14 protein-coding genes, 1 tRNA gene and 1 pseudogene are annotated in these 16,213 nt (G+C 61.0%); 5 read left to right on the plus strand and 11 right to left on the minus strand.

Going from position 1 to position 16,213, the window contains the following annotated elements:
* The 4 genes from VXM67_RS17250 to VXM67_RS17265 form a co-directional block, all read right to left on the minus strand.
* On the minus strand, nucleotides 1-1,218 hold the full coding sequence (locus tag VXM67_RS17250) for a PucR family transcriptional regulator (RefSeq protein WP_023381183.1): 1,218 nt from the start codon (nucleotides 1,216-1,218) through the stop codon (nucleotides 1-3).
* Nucleotides 1,215-2,480 carry a cytosine permease gene (gene codB / locus VXM67_RS17255; protein WP_023381184.1) on the minus strand — a complete coding sequence of 422 codons (1,266 nt, stop codon included), beginning with the start codon at nucleotides 2,478-2,480 and terminating at the stop codon, nucleotides 1,215-1,217. The genes VXM67_RS17250 and codB overlap by 4 nt, the downstream gene beginning before the upstream one ends.
* Nucleotides 2,481-2,705: 225 nt before the next feature.
* Entirely contained in the window at nucleotides 2,706-3,422 is a 717-nt protein-coding gene (locus VXM67_RS17260) for a glycosyltransferase family 25 protein (protein ID WP_023381185.1), read from the minus strand.
* A gap of 23 nt (nucleotides 3,423-3,445) precedes the next feature.
* Nucleotides 3,446-4,816, minus strand: a complete 1,371-nt coding sequence (locus tag VXM67_RS17265) for an oligosaccharide flippase family protein (RefSeq protein ID WP_023381186.1) — start codon at nucleotides 4,814-4,816, stop codon at nucleotides 3,446-3,448.
* Between the two features lie 541 nt (nucleotides 4,817-5,357).
* On the opposite strand from VXM67_RS17265, the gene VXM67_RS17270 reads away from it, so the two are divergent.
* Entirely contained in the window at nucleotides 5,358-5,981 is a 624-nt protein-coding gene (locus VXM67_RS17270) for a hypothetical protein (protein WP_023381187.1), read from the plus strand.
* 39 nt (nucleotides 5,982-6,020) lie between these two features.
* Here the strand turns inward: VXM67_RS17270 and VXM67_RS17275 are convergent, their stop codons facing one another.
* On the minus strand, nucleotides 6,021-6,320 hold the full coding sequence (locus VXM67_RS17275; protein ID WP_027908150.1) for a hypothetical protein: 300 nt from the start codon (nucleotides 6,318-6,320) through the stop codon (nucleotides 6,021-6,023).
* Nucleotides 6,321-6,499: 179 nt separating this feature from the next.
* Here VXM67_RS17275 and VXM67_RS17280 point away from each other — a divergent pair, with 179 nt between their 5' ends.
* On the plus strand, nucleotides 6,500-7,501 hold the full coding sequence (locus VXM67_RS17280; protein WP_023381188.1) for a 5'-nucleotidase: 1,002 nt from the start codon (nucleotides 6,500-6,502) through the stop codon (nucleotides 7,499-7,501).
* On the opposite strand, the pseudogene VXM67_RS17285 reads toward VXM67_RS17280, so the two are convergent.
* Nucleotides 7,440-7,636, minus strand: a pseudogene (locus tag VXM67_RS17285) (GlxA family transcriptional regulator); the annotation flags it as partial. The gene VXM67_RS17280 and the pseudogene VXM67_RS17285 sit on opposite strands and share 62 nt — an antisense overlap.
* Before the next feature lie 200 nt (nucleotides 7,637-7,836).
* On the opposite strand from VXM67_RS17285, the gene VXM67_RS17290 reads away from it, so the two are divergent.
* Entirely contained in the window at nucleotides 7,837-8,844 is a 1,008-nt protein-coding gene (locus VXM67_RS17290) for a zinc-binding alcohol dehydrogenase family protein (RefSeq protein WP_104883490.1), read from the plus strand.
* A gap of 7 nt (nucleotides 8,845-8,851) precedes the next feature.
* Here VXM67_RS17290 and VXM67_RS17295 read toward each other — a convergent pair whose 3' ends face one another.
* Entirely contained in the window at nucleotides 8,852-9,769 is a 918-nt protein-coding gene (locus VXM67_RS17295) for a LysR family transcriptional regulator (protein ID WP_367237714.1), read from the minus strand.
* 242 nt (nucleotides 9,770-10,011) lie between these two features.
* On the opposite strand from VXM67_RS17295, the gene VXM67_RS17300 reads away from it, so the two are divergent.
* On the plus strand, nucleotides 10,012-10,782 hold the full coding sequence (locus tag VXM67_RS17300; RefSeq protein WP_023381191.1) for an SDR family NAD(P)-dependent oxidoreductase: 771 nt from the start codon (nucleotides 10,012-10,014) through the stop codon (nucleotides 10,780-10,782).
* 106 nt (nucleotides 10,783-10,888) lie between these two features.
* On the opposite strand, the gene VXM67_RS17305 is transcribed toward VXM67_RS17300, so the two are convergent.
* The 4 genes from VXM67_RS17305 to uvrY form a co-directional block, all read right to left on the minus strand.
* Nucleotides 10,889-10,964 (minus strand) — tRNA-Gly (locus tag VXM67_RS17305).
* Nucleotides 10,965-11,028: 64 nt separating this feature from the next.
* Nucleotides 11,029-11,589 (minus strand): CDP-diacylglycerol--glycerol-3-phosphate 3-phosphatidyltransferase, encoded by a 561-nt coding sequence (gene pgsA, locus VXM67_RS17310; RefSeq protein WP_023381192.1) that lies wholly within the window; start codon nucleotides 11,587-11,589, stop codon nucleotides 11,029-11,031.
* A 33-nt stretch (nucleotides 11,590-11,622) separates the two neighbouring features.
* Complete coding sequence (gene uvrC, locus VXM67_RS17315; protein WP_023381193.1) at nucleotides 11,623-13,446, minus strand: excinuclease ABC subunit UvrC; 1,824 nt, start codon at nucleotides 13,444-13,446, stop codon at nucleotides 11,623-11,625.
* A 6-nt stretch (nucleotides 13,447-13,452) separates the two neighbouring features.
* Complete coding sequence (uvrY, locus tag VXM67_RS17320) at nucleotides 13,453-14,091, minus strand: UvrY/SirA/GacA family response regulator transcription factor (RefSeq protein ID WP_023381194.1); 639 nt, start codon at nucleotides 14,089-14,091, stop codon at nucleotides 13,453-13,455.
* A 739-nt stretch (nucleotides 14,092-14,830) separates the two neighbouring features.
* Between uvrY and VXM67_RS17325 the strand changes: the two genes are divergently transcribed.
* Nucleotides 14,831-16,138 carry a nucleotide sugar dehydrogenase gene (locus tag VXM67_RS17325; RefSeq protein ID WP_027908154.1) on the plus strand — a complete coding sequence of 436 codons (1,308 nt, stop codon included), beginning with the start codon at nucleotides 14,831-14,833 and terminating at the stop codon, nucleotides 16,136-16,138.
* Nucleotides 16,139-16,213: the final 75 nt, after the last annotated feature.

The raw sequence follows: 16,213 nt of genomic DNA on the forward strand, positions 1-16,213 counted from the left end.
TTACTCCTTGCCTTGGGCTTCGCTCATGCGCCATACCAGCATGGCGACCGAAGCGTTCATACGAAACAGCGGGTCGTCCAGAGACTGCCCGCTCAGTTGTTCGATGCGTTGAATTCGTTGGTTGATGGTATTGCGGTGCAGGCCCAGACGCTGGGCAGCCTTGAGGCCATTGCCATTTTCCTTGAGCAGCGCATCGAGGGTATGCACCAGCACATGGGGCTGCTTGCGACCAGATGCGATCAGCGGGCCCAAGGTTTGCGCGACGAAGTCGTCGATCAGTGAACGGTCGGCGATGCCCTGCAGCAGGCGCAGCACGCCCAACTCGCTGAAGTCGCAGAAGCCCGTGACCGGGCGCAGGTTCTGCGCCACCTCCATGGCCTGACGTGCTTCGTTGAGCGCCTGGCGATAGTGGGCGCAATCTTCGGCCAGGCTCGACAAGCCCATGGCAAGACTCAGCTCCCCTGCCGCAGCGGCCAACTGCCGGTGCAGCGCGGCCAGGGTGACCTGCAAGTCCGGCGCATCCGCCAGCAACAACACGAACAGGTCGCCCGGCAACTGCGCCGTCACCGTCCCCGGGCGGCCATGGCACCAGGCCTCCAGCCGATCTTCCAGCGCCTGGCGGATGCCCTGCCACACCCGCTCGCCCTGGGCCAGCCCGTGGCGTTCGAACAGGCTATCGACGCCAGACAAGCGCAGCGCAACCAGGCGGCGTGGCGCGTCCAACGCCAGGGCCAGGTGCGTGGCCCGCTGTCGGGCGATGGCCAGGCTCGGGTAATCGCCGGTCAGCAACTGGCCGAGGATGTCGTTGCGCGAGCGCCGCACCTGGGTCATCTGAACCAGAGCCGTGCCGATCAGGTGGGTAACGACCACCATCTTCAGCGCGTAAGGCTGTTCGATCAGTGGCAGCCCCAGCTGCTCGGCCCGCTCGATCACCGCCGGCGGAATACGTTGGATGAAGCTGCCGCCAGTCAGGATCACCATACCGGCAATACCCACGGCGTCGCCGTCTTCCACCAGGCTCAGCAAGTTGGCCTCACCGCGAGGGTGATTGATCCCGGTAACGAACACCAACTCGCCGCCCATCACCCACTCGGCGATACCTTCGTTTTCCGCCACATACGGCCAACGCACGCGCCGTTGCAGATTGCGCGCGCCCGCACGAACGGTCATTTCCTGCAGGCCTGGCAGGTGAAGGATTTCGTCAAGCGCCAGGCTCACGGTTCGACACCTGCCTGCCCCAGTGCCCGGCGCTGGCCGCTCAGTTCAAGCATGACGATGTAGCACAGGGCCGAGGCGCCGATGCCTACCAGTGGCGCGACCCACGGCGACGCATAGGCCAATACCGCGCCGACCGCATAGGCGAACAGCCCCATCAGGTTGTAGCGGGGCAGGTTCACACTGGCCAACGCAGGGTACTTGCCGCGGTGGCGGTACCAGAAGTCGGCCATGATCACCCCACCCACCGGCGGGATGATCGAACCGAGCAATACCAGGAACGGAATCAGCATTTCGTACATGCCGCCAATGGCCAGCACGATCCCGACGCCTGCCGCCACCAGCGTCGCCGTGCGGCGGCGTTCGCTGCGCAGCAGGTGGCACGCGGCTGCCGACACGTTGTAGATGGTGGGCCCCTGAATGGTCCATAGGTTCAGGCACAGCATCACCACTGCGGCGAACGACAGGCCCTGCAGCATCATCACCTCGACGATGTCGGCTTGCTGGTAGACCATGGCGCACCAGGCCCCCGCCACCACCATCAACCCGTTGCCGAGCAAAAACGCGACGACGCTGGCGACTACCGCCACCCGTCCGCTGCGCGCCAGGCGGGTCCAGTTGGTGGCCTGGGTGGCACCACTGGCGAACGTGCCAAAGACCATGGTCACTGCCGCTGAAAAGGTCAGGCTTTCATGGGGTACCACTGCAGCCAGCCCGGCAAAGCCACCGGCATCGCGAGTGGCGATGTACATCGAGATCACCAGCAGCGCGAACATCAGCGGCACCGACACCCGCGACAACAGGTCCAGCCCTTTGAAGCCGATGATGGCGGTGATGCTGAAGCCCAGACCGAACAGCACCATCAACGGCATCGTGTAACCTTCCGCCAGCCCCAGCAATTTGACCAGCACGATCGCCACGGTGGCAGTGCCCCATGCATACCAACCCAGCTCGGCAAAGCCCAGCAGAAAGTCGGACAACCGGCTGCCCGCCTCACCGAAGCAGAAGCGCCCCATCAGCACGGTATTCAGCCCGCTGCGCGAGGCGATGAATGCCAGGGCTGCGGCATACAGGGCCAGCAAGGTGTTGCCGATGGCGGCGACCCACAGCATGTCGACAAAGTTGAAGGCCATGCCAAGCTTGCCGCCGGCGAACATCGTGCCGGTAAAGAAGGTAAAGCTGAACAGGACCATGGCAATGGGCAACAGGCCCTTGCGGGAGGTCTGAGGGGCTTCGGACAGCGGGAATTCGGTGGGTGAGCTCATTGCACGGTGCTCCGGGTTATAGGTGGGAGCAGGCAGAGCAATATGCGGGCCGCTTTTGCACCGGCTGAAAAGGCAAAAATAGCGGGCGAACGGCACAAGCGCCAATGTGCATCATGCACACTCAAAAGCCAACGTTGTCGATTCAATGTGTGCGCCGTGACTTAATTTGAGGCGGTTGCGCACCAAGACGGAACAGGGCTGGGTAGTTTCCACCCAGCCCATGCATCAGCGTGTTCTGCGCAGTTTTTCTGCCTTGAGCCTGCGATAGACAGCCATCAATGGCCGGAACACCGCCAGGCGGTCAAAGATCGAGAGCGCATGCAGGTCGGTGCGCGAAGGACGCTGGTAGCCAAGGTTCCAGGTGTAATAGTACGCCTGGATGTCCTTGCGGGTTCGAATCAGGGTATTGAGGGCCGCGTCATAGTGCATCGGCCCGCCATCCGGGTGACCGGGGGGGCGTTCGAGAATCTGGGTGAGGAAGTCCCGCAGCTTGGCAACGCTCTTGCCGTTCACGGCATAGAAATGGGACAGGTGAATCGGTCGGTCGACCACCTCCCAACCGGGTGTATCCGAGTTACCTTCATAGGGGTGACCGAGGTAGGCGATGTCCCAATCCATGCCCTGCAACGACTCGATGGCCTGTTTGCCGAACGCGGCGATGCGCCGGGAAAACTGGATATCATCCTCCATGATCAGGATGTTCTTCACATTCAGGCGCATCGCTTCTTCGAGGATGTGCAGATGGCTGAGAAAGCAGCCCCTGGCGCCGATGCTGGGAAACCCCTCCTGCGCCGTGGGCGTAACCGCAGCGAAGAAGCCTATCTTGTCGTCGTCGATATGGAAGCCATTGCGGGCGAACTCGGCTTCGGTTTCCACCCGACGGTCCGTCCGGTACGGGATATTGATGATTCTGGTTCGATCAAAGTAGTCGATCACATTCATCGGTCAGGTCCTTGGGCAACGACTCAGGCGAACAACTGGGTGACGAACTCTCCACACAAGGCACCAATCACCATCACCGGCAAGACCACCAGCTCACGCTTGATGCTCAACATGCCCAGTTGGTGGCTGACCTTGAAGATCAGGATGAGGGTGAAGAAGCTATGCAGGGCCACGCCCCATAGCGCATAGGTCACGCCGCCAATGGCCAACAGCAGCGGCATCAAGGTGAACAACGCCACGACCCGGATGATGTTGTCCATGGCCATGTACTTGGTGAGCCCCAGGGCCATCCAGATTTGCTGGGTCAGGCCATAACGGAGCGTGAACAGCGACAACGACAGGATCGCCATCATCTGCCCCGCGTCGGCATAACGATCATCGTACAGCCAGTGGATGATCAGCGGGCTGGCGGTGAACAGGAAGCCACAGGTGAATAAGGTCAGCACATCGAACATCAGCCTGAAGCGCCAATACAGTCGACGCAGACGCTCTTTGTCGCCACTTCTGGCCGCCTCGCTGAAGGCCGGCAGCGCGACGGCGCCGGCCAGGCGCTGCAGGCTAAGGGTGAATGCCTGCAGGATACCCACGGCAATCGAGTAGACCCCCAGTTGAGCCACTGTCATGCTGCCACCGAACCAGATGCGATCGCCTTGCATGGCCAGCACGCCAACGGCGGACGACAGCAGCACCCAACGGCCGTAACTGACGATCTCGCGCAGCGCTTCCGGGTCCCATTGCGGACGGTCCTTGTGCCCTGGGAACATCACGTGGCTGAGCACGGTGGTGACCAGGGTACTGACCAGGCCCGCGGCCACCAACGCCCAGATGGAACGGGTGAGGTAACCGATAACCAGCATCACCAGCAGACCGGCGATTTGCGAAACCAGCTCGACCACGACCACTTTCTTTTGCTGGAACGCACGAACGGCCACGTCCATCTTGGTCGATTGGAAGGCGAAGATGATCGCGAAGAAGCCTGTTATGGCCAGCACACCGGGCAGTTCCGGGGCGGCATAGGTGGAGTGCGCCGGCCACAGTTCCAGATGTTGGCTGAACCAGGAGCACAGCGCGATCAATTCCATCACGACGAACAGCACCATGCCGCGAATGATCTGCACCGACCAGACCGTGTTGAGGAACAGCGGCTCCTCGCCGCGCGCGCTCTGGACGATGTTCTGCCGCAAGCCGACATCGGACAGTAACAGCAACAGCACCGACACCGTGGTGGCGATGGCCATCAGGCCGAACATCTCCGGCACCAGCAACCGGGTGATGATCAGGTTGCCGCCTAATCGGATGACTTGTGAAGCCACGATGGACCCGATGTTCAGGGCCCCTGCCACCAGCACGCGTTTGCGAAGGCTTTGCGGGGACGACAACTCGATCGTAGGCATGGCACCATCCCTGATCTGATTTTTTAGACGTTACTATAGTCTCAATCTGCCATGCCGCTAGGGCGCCCGTCGCGCCCCACCAACGACGCCAGCCAGGCCGACCCGTGTGAACCCTGCACGGATCTCTGCCCTTGACCTGACCTGCACCTACTACGAAACGCGACGAGCGGGCCGAGACTAGAACGGCAGCGCCATCACCACAATGGCTTGGGGGCTGGAAACACCACCTTTGGGAAATGGACTACAAGATTTCCGCCCAGTCGTGACTTAACGATTCGCCTGAAACCCCGGCGACCGATCGAGGGCATACCCTGGGACCTGTGTTCGCAGACCACGGCAAACGCAGGTCTGCGCAGTGTCGATGGCAGATATGCCACTTCGCCATCAGCGCTGTACGGAGGGCCCAAGAAGCGGTAATAGCAAATAGCCTGCTGAAAAGCCTTATAGCGCCTGTCCTAGGAAAGTGAGTACCATGGCCATTTTGCCACATATCCCAGCGTAGAATCGCGCTAGCCATGGCCATCATCCAAGGAGGGAGCTCATGAGATCCGTACTCGTCCTCGCTGCATTCGCGAGCCTGTTCAACACTGCTGCCTGGGCACAATCCGGCACGTCCGAACCTGCCCCAGCCTGGCCGAAAGAGCCAAGCGCGTTCCTGGGCATCGACATCGAAGGCAACTTCATGGAGCAGGTACCGACCTGTCCAGCCTTGCCCGCCAGCCCGGCCAGCCTCTGCCGTGTGGCCACCGCCACTGCCGATCGCTTCGAAGTTCGCGGGCTGCCGTATCTGCCGATTTCTCCAGGCTATGAGCTGGTGGTGGTCGCACCCAACGGCAAGATCAAAGAGCTGGTGTTCAGCGGCAATGCCAACAGCCTGTACCTGGTCAGTGAAATGCTCACCGAAGATTTCGGCGAACCCGGCGAGCGCACCAACCGTTGGGTCAAACTGTCCTCCGGTGCTTCCTACCAGACCGAAGTGTACAAATGGCAAGGCCAGAAAGTGGGCATGCGCTTCCAGCGCCAGGAAAACGACCTGGGTCGCTATGCGGTCACCGTGTCTACCCTGGCGGGGGGCGATGTGATCGCCGACGACGATGTCGACACCCGCAGCGTGCCTTCTGAGATCACTACCAATAGCCAGGACGAGAGCACTTCGACGCTCTGACGGCAGTGGCGCGGCCCAGGCGCCAAAACCGTTACCCGCTCACTTTGCGCAGACGAACTGCTCCACGGCGGGTACGGCATCCGTCGCGATGCGCCGGGCGCGCCCGACACCCCAGGCCAAGGCCCGGGTCATGGACTCTCCCGGCCGTGACTGCACCGATTCTTCGTGAATGGGCATACCCGAGGGGGCATAGACGCCGATGAACATTTGGGTACCACCGGCTGGCGACAGCCTGACCTGCACGTCGATGAGCGTGCCGTCATTGAGGGTTTCGTCATGAGTGCGATGGTGAAGCGTCGGGTCAGCCCAGGCCCAGAAAACATCACCGCGCATTTTCATGCCACTCTCCTACGACTTTAGTCTTATATGGGTGGTGTAATGCCACCATAGACAAAGCACGTCGGTAATCAACCGCGAAGACCCTTTTTTTGATTCAATCGGACAGTCGGACAAGAAGCTCGGGCCTGCTACTTGCCCTGTAGAAATGCCCCCACAGTCCGTCTTCAGGAGAGGCCCCAATGCCCTACCCCATCGAACAGAAACTGGTCGTTGGCGTCGCCTCCAGCGCCCTGTTTGACCTGACCGTGTCGGATACCATCTACCAGGACGATGGCATGGAGGCGTACCGCCTGCATCAGGAGCAGAATCTGGACGTTCCCTTCCCCAAGGGTGTGGCGTTCCCTTTCATCCGCCGCTTCCTGAGCATCAACAAAGCCTTCCCCGAGCAATTGCCGGTTGAAGTGGTGTTGCTGTCGCGCAACTCGCCAGAAACCGGCCTGCGGGTATTTCGCTCGATCGACCATTACGGCCTGGACATCACCCGCGCAGCGTTCATGTCCGGCCGCTCGCCCTACGAATACATTCCTGCCTTCAACGCATCATTGTTCCTGAGCGCCCATGAAGGCGATGTGCAACGGGCCATCGACGCCAACTATCCCGCCGGTCTGGTACTGCCCACACGCATCTACGATGACGAGATCGACACCGAACTGCGGGTAGCCTTCGACTTCGATGGCGTGATTGCCGATGACGAGGCTGAAAGCGTGTACAAGCAGCGGCTGGACCTCTCCGAGTTCCAGGCCCATGAGCATGCGCGCAAGGCCGTCCCTCACCAGCCGGGGCCGTTGGCCGACCTTTTCCGCAAGCTGTCGCACATTCGCACGCTGGAAGACCGTAAACTGGCACAGGACCCGGGCTACCAGCGCATTCTGCGCATCGCCATCGTCACCGCGCGCAATGCGCCTTCCCATGAACGGGTAGTGACGACCCTGAAGACCTGGGGCGTTTCTCCGGACGAGTCATTCTTTCTGGGCGGCATGGAGAAGGGCCGGGTATTGTCCATCCTACGGCCGCACATGTTCTTCGATGACCAGCGCAGCCATCTGACCTCGGCGGCGGGGAACCTGCCAATGGTGCATGTACCGTTCGGGGTGGCTAACCAAGTGCCAACCCTCAGGTTCACTCCACCCGACGCGCATCCCGACGCACCGCCTGCGGGGGAACGCCAAAAACCCGCATGAATACCTCACGCAGGTGACGCCGGCCCCTGCCCTCCCGTTACCCTGGCCACCACATCCAGGCAATGACGGCTCCTGTTCGATCATTGGCCGTGCGGCCTCCAGCCTCAGGCTCTCCACCGGCTCGCCCCCGCTACGCTGACATTAAAGCCAATCGAATGCCGAAGCACCCGTCGCAGCCGGCAGGTGCTGCAGCGGATGCACGCAGCCCTCGCCCAAACCGACACGCAAGACTTTCGCCAAAACGACGAAAGTCTTGCGGTGATTACCCTGTTTCTGCATCAGACCAACATGGATAGCCTGACATCACGTCTGAACCTCTGTGAAGGAAAAACCCCATGAAAGCCATCGTCTTCAGCCAGCCCGGCTTGCCGATCCAAGACCCGCAATCGCTGTACGAAACCACACTGCCCCAACCCACGCCTGGCCCACGCGACCTGCTGGTGGAGGTCAAGGCCATCGCCGTCAACCCGGTCGATACCAAGGTCCGCGCGCGCAGCAGCGGCCACGGCCCGCAAGTGCTGGGTTGGGACACTGTCGGCATCGTCCGCGAGGTGGGTGCCGACGTTTCGCTGTTCCGACCTGGCGACGAGGTGTTCTACGCTGGCGCAATCGACCGCCCTGGCAGCTACAGCGAATATCACCTGGTGGATGAGCGCATTGTCGGGCACAAACCCCGCACCCTTGACAACGCCAGCGCCGCCGCCCTGCCACTGACTTCCATCACCGCCTGGGAACTGCTGTTCGATCGGCTGGGTGTCAAGGAGAGCGGCGGCAAAGGGCAAAGCCTGCTGGTGATCGGTGCCGCGGGCGGGGTCGGATCGATTCTCGTCCAGCTGGCTCGTCGGCTCACGCAACTGACCGTCATCGGCACCGCGTCGCGCCCGGAAACACAGCAGTGGGTGCAGGTAGCCGGGGCTCACCACGTGATCGATCACTCAGCACCGATCCCGCACCAGTTGGAAACGCAGCAACTGAGCCCGGTCGACTATGTGATCAGCCTGACCCACACCGACAGCTACCTTGAGCAGATCGTCGAAGCCCTGCGTCCCCAGGGCAAACTCGCACTGATCGATGACCCTGAACAACTCGACATCATGCCACTCAAGCGCAAATCGCTGTCTGTCCATTGGGAGCTCATGTTCACCCGATCGCTGTACCACACCGACGACATGATCAAGCAGCATCAGCTGCTCGAACGGGTCGCCCGGTTGGTCGACGAGGGTGTGCTGAAAACGACCCTGGGCGAACATTTCGGCAGAATCAGCGCAGAAAACCTCAAACGCGCCCATGCGCTGATCGAAAGCGGCAAGGCCAAGGGCAAGATCGTCCTGGAGGGATTCTGATAGCGGGTCAGTGCCCTGCGATGGACGTATTGATGTAATGCTCACAACGCTCGGCCAGGAAGGTCCGCAACACCTGCAATGCGGGCGTGAGCGACGTGCGATGTGCGCATACCAATTGAAGCGGCGCTGGCTGGCCATGCTCGGGCGGGAAGATTTCCACCAACTTCCCCCTGCGTATGTCGTCCATGACGTCGAGCTTCGACTTGTACACCACGCCCAACCCGGCGACCGCCCAGCGTCTGACGATGTCAGCATCGTCACTGATGCGGTCGCCGGTTACCTGAAGGGTTTTCACTCCGTCAGGCGTGTGGAAATGCCAACGTTCGTAGGTTTGCTCACCCATGACATAGCGCAGACAGTTATGCCTGCTCAAGTCCTCCAGCGTCTGGGGCCGCCCGTGGCGGGCGATGTAGTCGGGAGACGCGCAGACGGTGCGGCGGTTGGAGGGTGACAGCATCAGCGACACCAGGCTCGAATCAGCGAGCTGCCCATAACGGATGCTGGCGTCCAACTGTTCGCCGAACAGATCGGCAACCTGATCACTGACACGCAGCTGCAAAAGAACCTGCGGGTGCAGTTGCTGAAACGCATCGAGCCATGGCAGCAGGACGTTGCGGCCCAGGTCCGATGGCATGGACAGGCGCAGCAGGCCGGCGATTTCATCGCGACCCTCGGTCAGTGCCAACTCGCCCAAATCCAGAGACTCCAGGGCTTGGCGGGCGTGAGGAAAATAGCGTACACCATCTTCCGAGAGGCGTAGCCGGCGAGTTGAGCGGATGAACAGCCTCACCCCCAGGCAGGTCTCCAGGCGCTGGATCGCGCCACTGGCCAGGGCCGGCGAAATGTCCAGCAACCTCGCGGCTGCGGAGAAGCTGCCGACCTCAGTGGTGGTGAGAAAGATCTGCAGGTCGTCGACGCGGGGGATTTTCTTCAAGGGTGCAAAGTCTGTGACGGAGGAAGAGAGGTTTCAGCGTAAAGGGAATGCTGAGCATTGGACAGCCACTGAGGATGATTCAGCGCGCCGGCCCTGGGCAAGCATCGAAATCGCTAGGCAAAAGATTTGGCCGCAGGTGCCTACACTGCTTGTACGAGGTAAACGGCAGACCGGCACCGCCGCCAAATGGTGCTTGAACCGCTCACGTCGAGGATAGCTGCGCGAGGTGCTGCATGAGCCTGATTCCCCATCTGTCTGGCAAGGCCAATGTGCTGGTATGCGGCGCAAGCCGGGGTATAGGGTTGGCGCTTTGCGAGGCGTTGTTGGCTCGCGAAGATGTTTCCCGGGTCTGGGCCGTGTCGCGCAACGCCACGCACGATGACAGGCTTGCGAAGCTCGGGCAGCTCAACAATCAACGCTTGGTGCCGATAGATTGCGACGCACGCGACGAGCAAGCGCTTGCGGCGCTTGCCGGACAGGTGGCGCGCGATTGCGATCACCTTCACTTGGTCATCAGCACGCTGGGCATCCTTCATCAGGGCGGCGCAAAGGCAGAAAAATCGCTGGCGCAACTGGACCTGGCTGGCCTGCAGGCGAGCTTCGCCACCAATGCATTCGCGCCGATATTGTTGCTCAAACACCTGTTGGCGCTTTTACGAAAAGGGCCGACTACCTTCGCAGCGCTGTCGGCCAGGGTTGGCTCGATTGGCGACAATCGGCTGGGCGGTTGGTACAGCTACCGGGCGAGCAAGGCGGCGCTGAACCAGTTGCTGCACACGGCAAGTATCGAGCTCAAACGCCTGAACCCCGCAGCCACGATTCTGGCACTGCATCCGGGTACGACCGACACCGAGCTGTCGCGGCCGTTTCAAGGAGGGGTACCCGCTGGCAAACTCTTCGAGCCTGCGTTTTGCGCGCAGTGCCTGATCGAGCTGGTGGGACGGTTTGGGCCGCTGGACAGCGGAGGCTTCTGGGCATGGGATGGGCAAGCGATCGAGTGGTGAAGCCTTCGGGCAGGTTACCGGCGAGATCGCGGAAACGAAAAAAGGGCCCTAAGGCCCTTTTTTCACGACTTACAGATCCCATTGCGAAACCTGTAGATCCTTAATTTGGAGCGGGAAACGAGACTCGAACTCGCGACCCCGACCTTGGCAAGGTCGTGCTCTACCAACTGAGCTATTCCCGCGTCGTGATGGGTGCCATTCTAGCGATATCTAAAACGGCGTCAACCCCTTGATTCGAAAAAACTTTTATTTCTGCTCCGAGCCTTCGCGCAGATGCGGCCAGGCTGCCAGCAGGTAGTGTGCCATGGACCATAGGGTCAAGGCGGCCGCCACCAGCAGCAGTGCGTAGCCCAGGATCACCCAGAAAGTGACCAGCGGCGGGTTGGCCAGCAGAATCACAAGCGCCAGCATCTGCGCCGCAGTCTTCCACTTGCCGAGGTTGGACACCGCCACATGCGCCCTCGCCCCCAGTTCGGCCATCCACTCTCGCAGGGCCGACACCACGATTTCGCGACCGATGATCACCGCCGCTGGCAGAGTCAGCCAGAAGTTGGCGTGCACTTGCACCAGCAGCACCAGGGCCACGGCCACCATCAGCTTGTCGGCCACGGGGTCGAGGAAGGCGCCGAACGGCGTGCTCTGCTGCAGACGACGGGCCAGGTAGCCATCCAGCCAGTCGGTGGCGGCGGCGATGGCGAACACACTGCTGGCGGCTGCATAGCTCCAGTGATAGGGCATGTAGAACAGCAGAATGAAGATCGGAATGAGCAGGACGCGTAGAACGGTGAGCAGGTTTGGAATATTCATCGGTACGACTGGCTGCGGGTTGAGTCGGGCATTCTACTCGCTATGCAGGCTGGCATAAATCGACTCGGCAAGCTTTTTACTGATACCGGGCGCTTTGGCGATTTCATCGACACTGGCGCGGTTGAGCTCCTGCAGGCCGCCGAAGTGCTTGAGCAGGTCTCGACGCCGCTTGGGCCCTACCCCGGCCACATCCTCCAGGCTCGAAACGCGGCGAGCCTTGCCACGGCGGGCGCGATGCCCCGTGATCGCGAAACGGTGAGCCTCGTCGCGGATCTGCTGAATCAAATGCAGCGCCGGGTTGTCGCCCTTGAGGGTGAATTCATGGGCTACGTCGTTCAAATACAGGGTCTCGAAACCCGCCTTGCGGGTCACGCCCTTGGCCACACCGAGCAGGGTCAGGTCGGTGATGGCAAGTTCCTGCATCACCTCCCGGGCCATGTTCAGCTGGCCTTTGCCGCCGTCCACCAGCAACACATCGGGCAGCTTGCCTTCGCCGTCCTTGATACGGCCATAGCGCCGAGTCAGCGCCTGGTGCATGGCGGCATAGTCATCGCCAGCGGTCACGCCTTCGATGTTGAAGCGACGATAGTCGGACTTGAGCGGACCTTCCGGGCCAAACACCACGCAACTGGCCACGGTGGCCTCGCCGCTGGAGTGACTGATGTCGTAGCACTCCAAGCGCTGTGGCACTTCATCGAGCCCCAGCACCTGGGCCAACGCCTCGAAACGCGCAGCCATGTGCTGGCGGTTGGCCAGGCGGGCGTTGAGCGCCTGCTCGGCGTTGGTGACCGCCAACTGCTGCCAGCGGGCACGGGTGCCACGCACGCGATGACTGATCGCGAGCTCACGACCACGCAAGCTGTGCAAGGCCTCGCGGATCGCGTCGAAGTCCTCGTGCAGCACGTTGACGATCAGCTCGCCCGGCAACTCGCGCTCGGCATTGCCCAGGTAATACTGGGACAGGAACGCAGCCATCACATCAGCAACCTCTTCCTCGATGCCCACCTGAGGGAAGAAGTTCTTGCTACCCAACACCCGACCGCCGCGCACGCTGATCAGGTGCACACAGGCCCCACCGGGGTTGACGAACGCGGCGACCACATCGACGTCGCCCGAGCCACCCTCCATGTATTGCTGGTCCTGCACCCGGCGCAACAGGGCTATCTGGTCCCGCAGCTCCGCGGCCCGCTCGAAATCGAGGGCCATGGCGGCCTTCTCCATCTCGGCATTGAGCTCGTTGCCCAACTGCTGACTGCGCCCCTCGAGGAACATCACCGAGTGGCGTACATCCTCGGCATACTCCTGTGCATCGACCAAGCCAACGCACGGCCCTTTGCAGCGCTTGATCTGATACTGCAGGCACGGCCGGGTACGGTTGGCGTAATAGCTGTCTTCGCATTGGCGTACCGAGAAGGCCTTCTGCAACAGGCTCAGGCTTTCACGGATAGCCCCTGCGCTGGGGTACGGACCGAAATAACGCCCCTTGGCCTTCTTCGCCCCACGGTGGATCCCCAAGCGGGGGAATTCGCCATCGGAGAGAAACACATAGGGGTAGGATTTATCGTCGCGAAGCAGAATGTTGTAGGGTGGTCGCCACTCCTTGATCAGGGTCTGCTCCAGCAACAATGCCTCGGTCTCGTTGGCGGTGATGGTGGTTTCGACCTGGGCGATGCGGCCTACCAAGGCAGCGGTCTTCGGCGCCAGCCCCGTCTTGCGGAAGTAGCTGGCCAGGCGTTTCTTGAGGTTCTTGGCCTTGCCCACGTAAAGCAGACGTGCCTCGGCATCGAACATCCGGTACACGCCCGGGCGGCCGCTGCAGGTTGCCAGGAATGCACTGGCATCAAAAATCTGGGACATGGGTCTTTACAGGCTTGCGTCGACCATACCGTGGCGAACGGCCAGCAACGTCAGCTCGACGTCGCTGGTGACGGAGAGTTTTTCGAAGATCCGATAGCGGTAAGTATTGACGGTCTTGGGCGACAGGCACAACTTGTCGGAGATGATCTGCACCTTCTGGCAACCGACGATCATCAGGGCGATCTGGATTTCCCGCTCGGACAGGGCATCGAAAGGCGACCCCTGGGGCTGGAAGGACTTGAGCGCCAGTTGCTGGGCAATCTGCGGGCTGATGTAGCGCTGCCCGGCGAAAGCCAGGCGAATGGCCTGGACCATTTCGTCCAGCCCTGCGCCTTTGGTCAGGTAACCGGCGGCGCCGGCTTGCATCAGGCGCGTGGGGAATGGGTCTTCTTCGCACACGGTCACTGCCACCACCTTGATGTCAGGGTGGCTACGCAACAGCTTGCGGGTGGCCTCCAGGCCACCGATCCCAGGCATTTTCACGTCCATCAGGACGACGTCCGGCTTGAGTTCGCGGACCTGCTTGAGCGCCGACTCGCCTGAATCCGCCTCGCCCACCACCTGCAAGCCGTCGATGTCGGCCAGCATGCGGGTAATACCGGTTCGTACCAGATCGTGATCGTCGACCACTAGGACCCTAATCAAGCACACACCTCGTCAACAGGGCGATTGGATCCCGCCACCTTAACAAAATTTTTCGTGGCGGACCTAGCGTAAAACTTCTGTCAGAAACGTCTGGCGCTGCTGCGCGGACGACCTTGCCGTTCCACGGGCGCAGTCTTGACCTGGTCACTGCCCCAGCATCCACCCGGATGCCCTGTGGCCAGAAGCCGGCAGTCAACGAAACCCAATAGCATCATGCGCAATTAGATATCTAAATGCCACTATGGCCCTCCCCTTCGATTGTCGCAACCCAGGGTTTCATCTGTATGCCACCACCGCCTGCCCCGACAATTAAATCAACGGGGAGGCAAATCCTTGAAAAGCAATCACACCAGCAGGGGAAGATCAATTAACCGGACATTCTCCGGCCCTTTTAGGCGTGGCGAAAACACCGCAAAAAGCCGAAAAGACGCAGATTTGACGTCATTTTACCGCCCCTTCAACAGCAAACAATTTTTTGACGCCTAACTATCATCAAACTTTAACTATTTGATTTTTAACGGTTTTATAAACTTAACGAGAAACCTTTTAGTTATTTTCAACCTTAAGAACACCAACACTTGCAGCAAAAATAAAAACCCCCTTAGGATGTAAATAGACAACTAAGAAACAGCCTGTTACGCCACTTCCGAGCGCGGCTAACTTCTGCGCGTCTGCCGATCGAAAACTAACCAAACTGAGTATCTCGGCCGGCGTTGCCGCGCCCGAGGAAGAGGGATCTATGAACATCAGTATCTTTGGACTTGGCTATGTAGGCGCAGTCTGCGCGGCGTGCCTGTCGGCACGTGGCCACACCGTGCTGGGGGTAGACATTTCTCCAGCGAAAATCGACCTCATCAACCAGGGCAAGTCGCCCATCGTCGAGCCTGGCCTCGAAGCGTTGCTGCTCGATGGCGTCAGCAAAGGCCGACTGCGTGGTACCACCGATGTCCAGGCCGCGATCTTCGCCACCGACCTTTCCCTGCTATGCGTCGGCACACCAAGCAAGAAGAACGGTGACCTGGACCTGGTATACATGGAAGCGGTCTGCCGCGAGATCGGCACGGCCCTGCGCGACAAGGCTGGCCGCCACACCGTGGTGGTACGCAGCACCGTGCTGCCGGGCACGGTGAAAAACGTGGTGATCCCGATCCTGGAAGCAGCTTCAGGCAAGAAGGCCGGTGAAGATTTCGGCGTCGCGGTGAACCCCGAATTCCTGCGTGAAAGCACCGCCATCAAGGACTACGACTTCCCGGCCATGACCGTGATCGGCGAGCTGGACAGCCAATCAGGCGACCTGCTGGCTTCACTGTACGAGGGCTTGGACGCACCGGTGATCCGCAAGTCGGTGGAAGTCGCCGAGATGATCAAGTACACCTGCAACGTCTGGCACGCCACCAAGGTCAGCTTCGCCAACGAGATCGGCAATATCGCCAAAGCCTCGGGCGTCGATGGCCGCGAGGTGATGGACGTGGTCTGCCAGGACTACAAGCTCAACCTGTCGCGCTATTACCTGCGCCCCGGCTTCGCCTTCGGCGGCTCGTGCCTGCCCAAGGACGTACGCGCCCTCACTTACCGCGCCAGCCAGTTGGACGTCGAGCACCCGCTGCTGGCGTCGATCATGGCCAGCAACCGCAACCAGGTGCAGAACGCCCTGGACCTGATCGAGCGCCAGGACAAACGCAAGATCGCCCTGCTCGGCCTGGCCTTCAAGGCCGGCAGCGACGACTTGCGCGAAAGCCCGTTGGTGGAACTGGCCGAGCGCCTGATCGGCAAAGGCTATGACCTGCGTATCTTCGATGCCAACGTCGAGTACGCACGGGTCTTCGGGGCTAACCGCGATTACATCGAATCGAAGATCCCTCACGTCTCCTCCCTGCTGCACAGCGACCTCGACCAGGTGATCGACGACGCCGAGGTCATCGTCCTGGGCAACAACGACGCACGCTTCGCCCAGGCCCTGGAGGCCAGTGATGGCAAACGGGTGATCGACCTGGTCGGTTTCATGCCCCAGACCAGCGACGCGCAACGTCAGGGCATTTGCTGGTAACCGGCAGCGTGCCTAACCCGCCGTCCCGTGGGAGTCGGCGGAGCCAGCGACGCAATTAGTTGCGTCCGGGGGCTG

It is taken from the genome of Pseudomonas sp. Rh2 (assembly GCF_040762985.1).
Lineage (GTDB): Bacteria > Pseudomonadota > Gammaproteobacteria > Pseudomonadales > Pseudomonadaceae > Aquipseudomonas > Aquipseudomonas taiwanensis.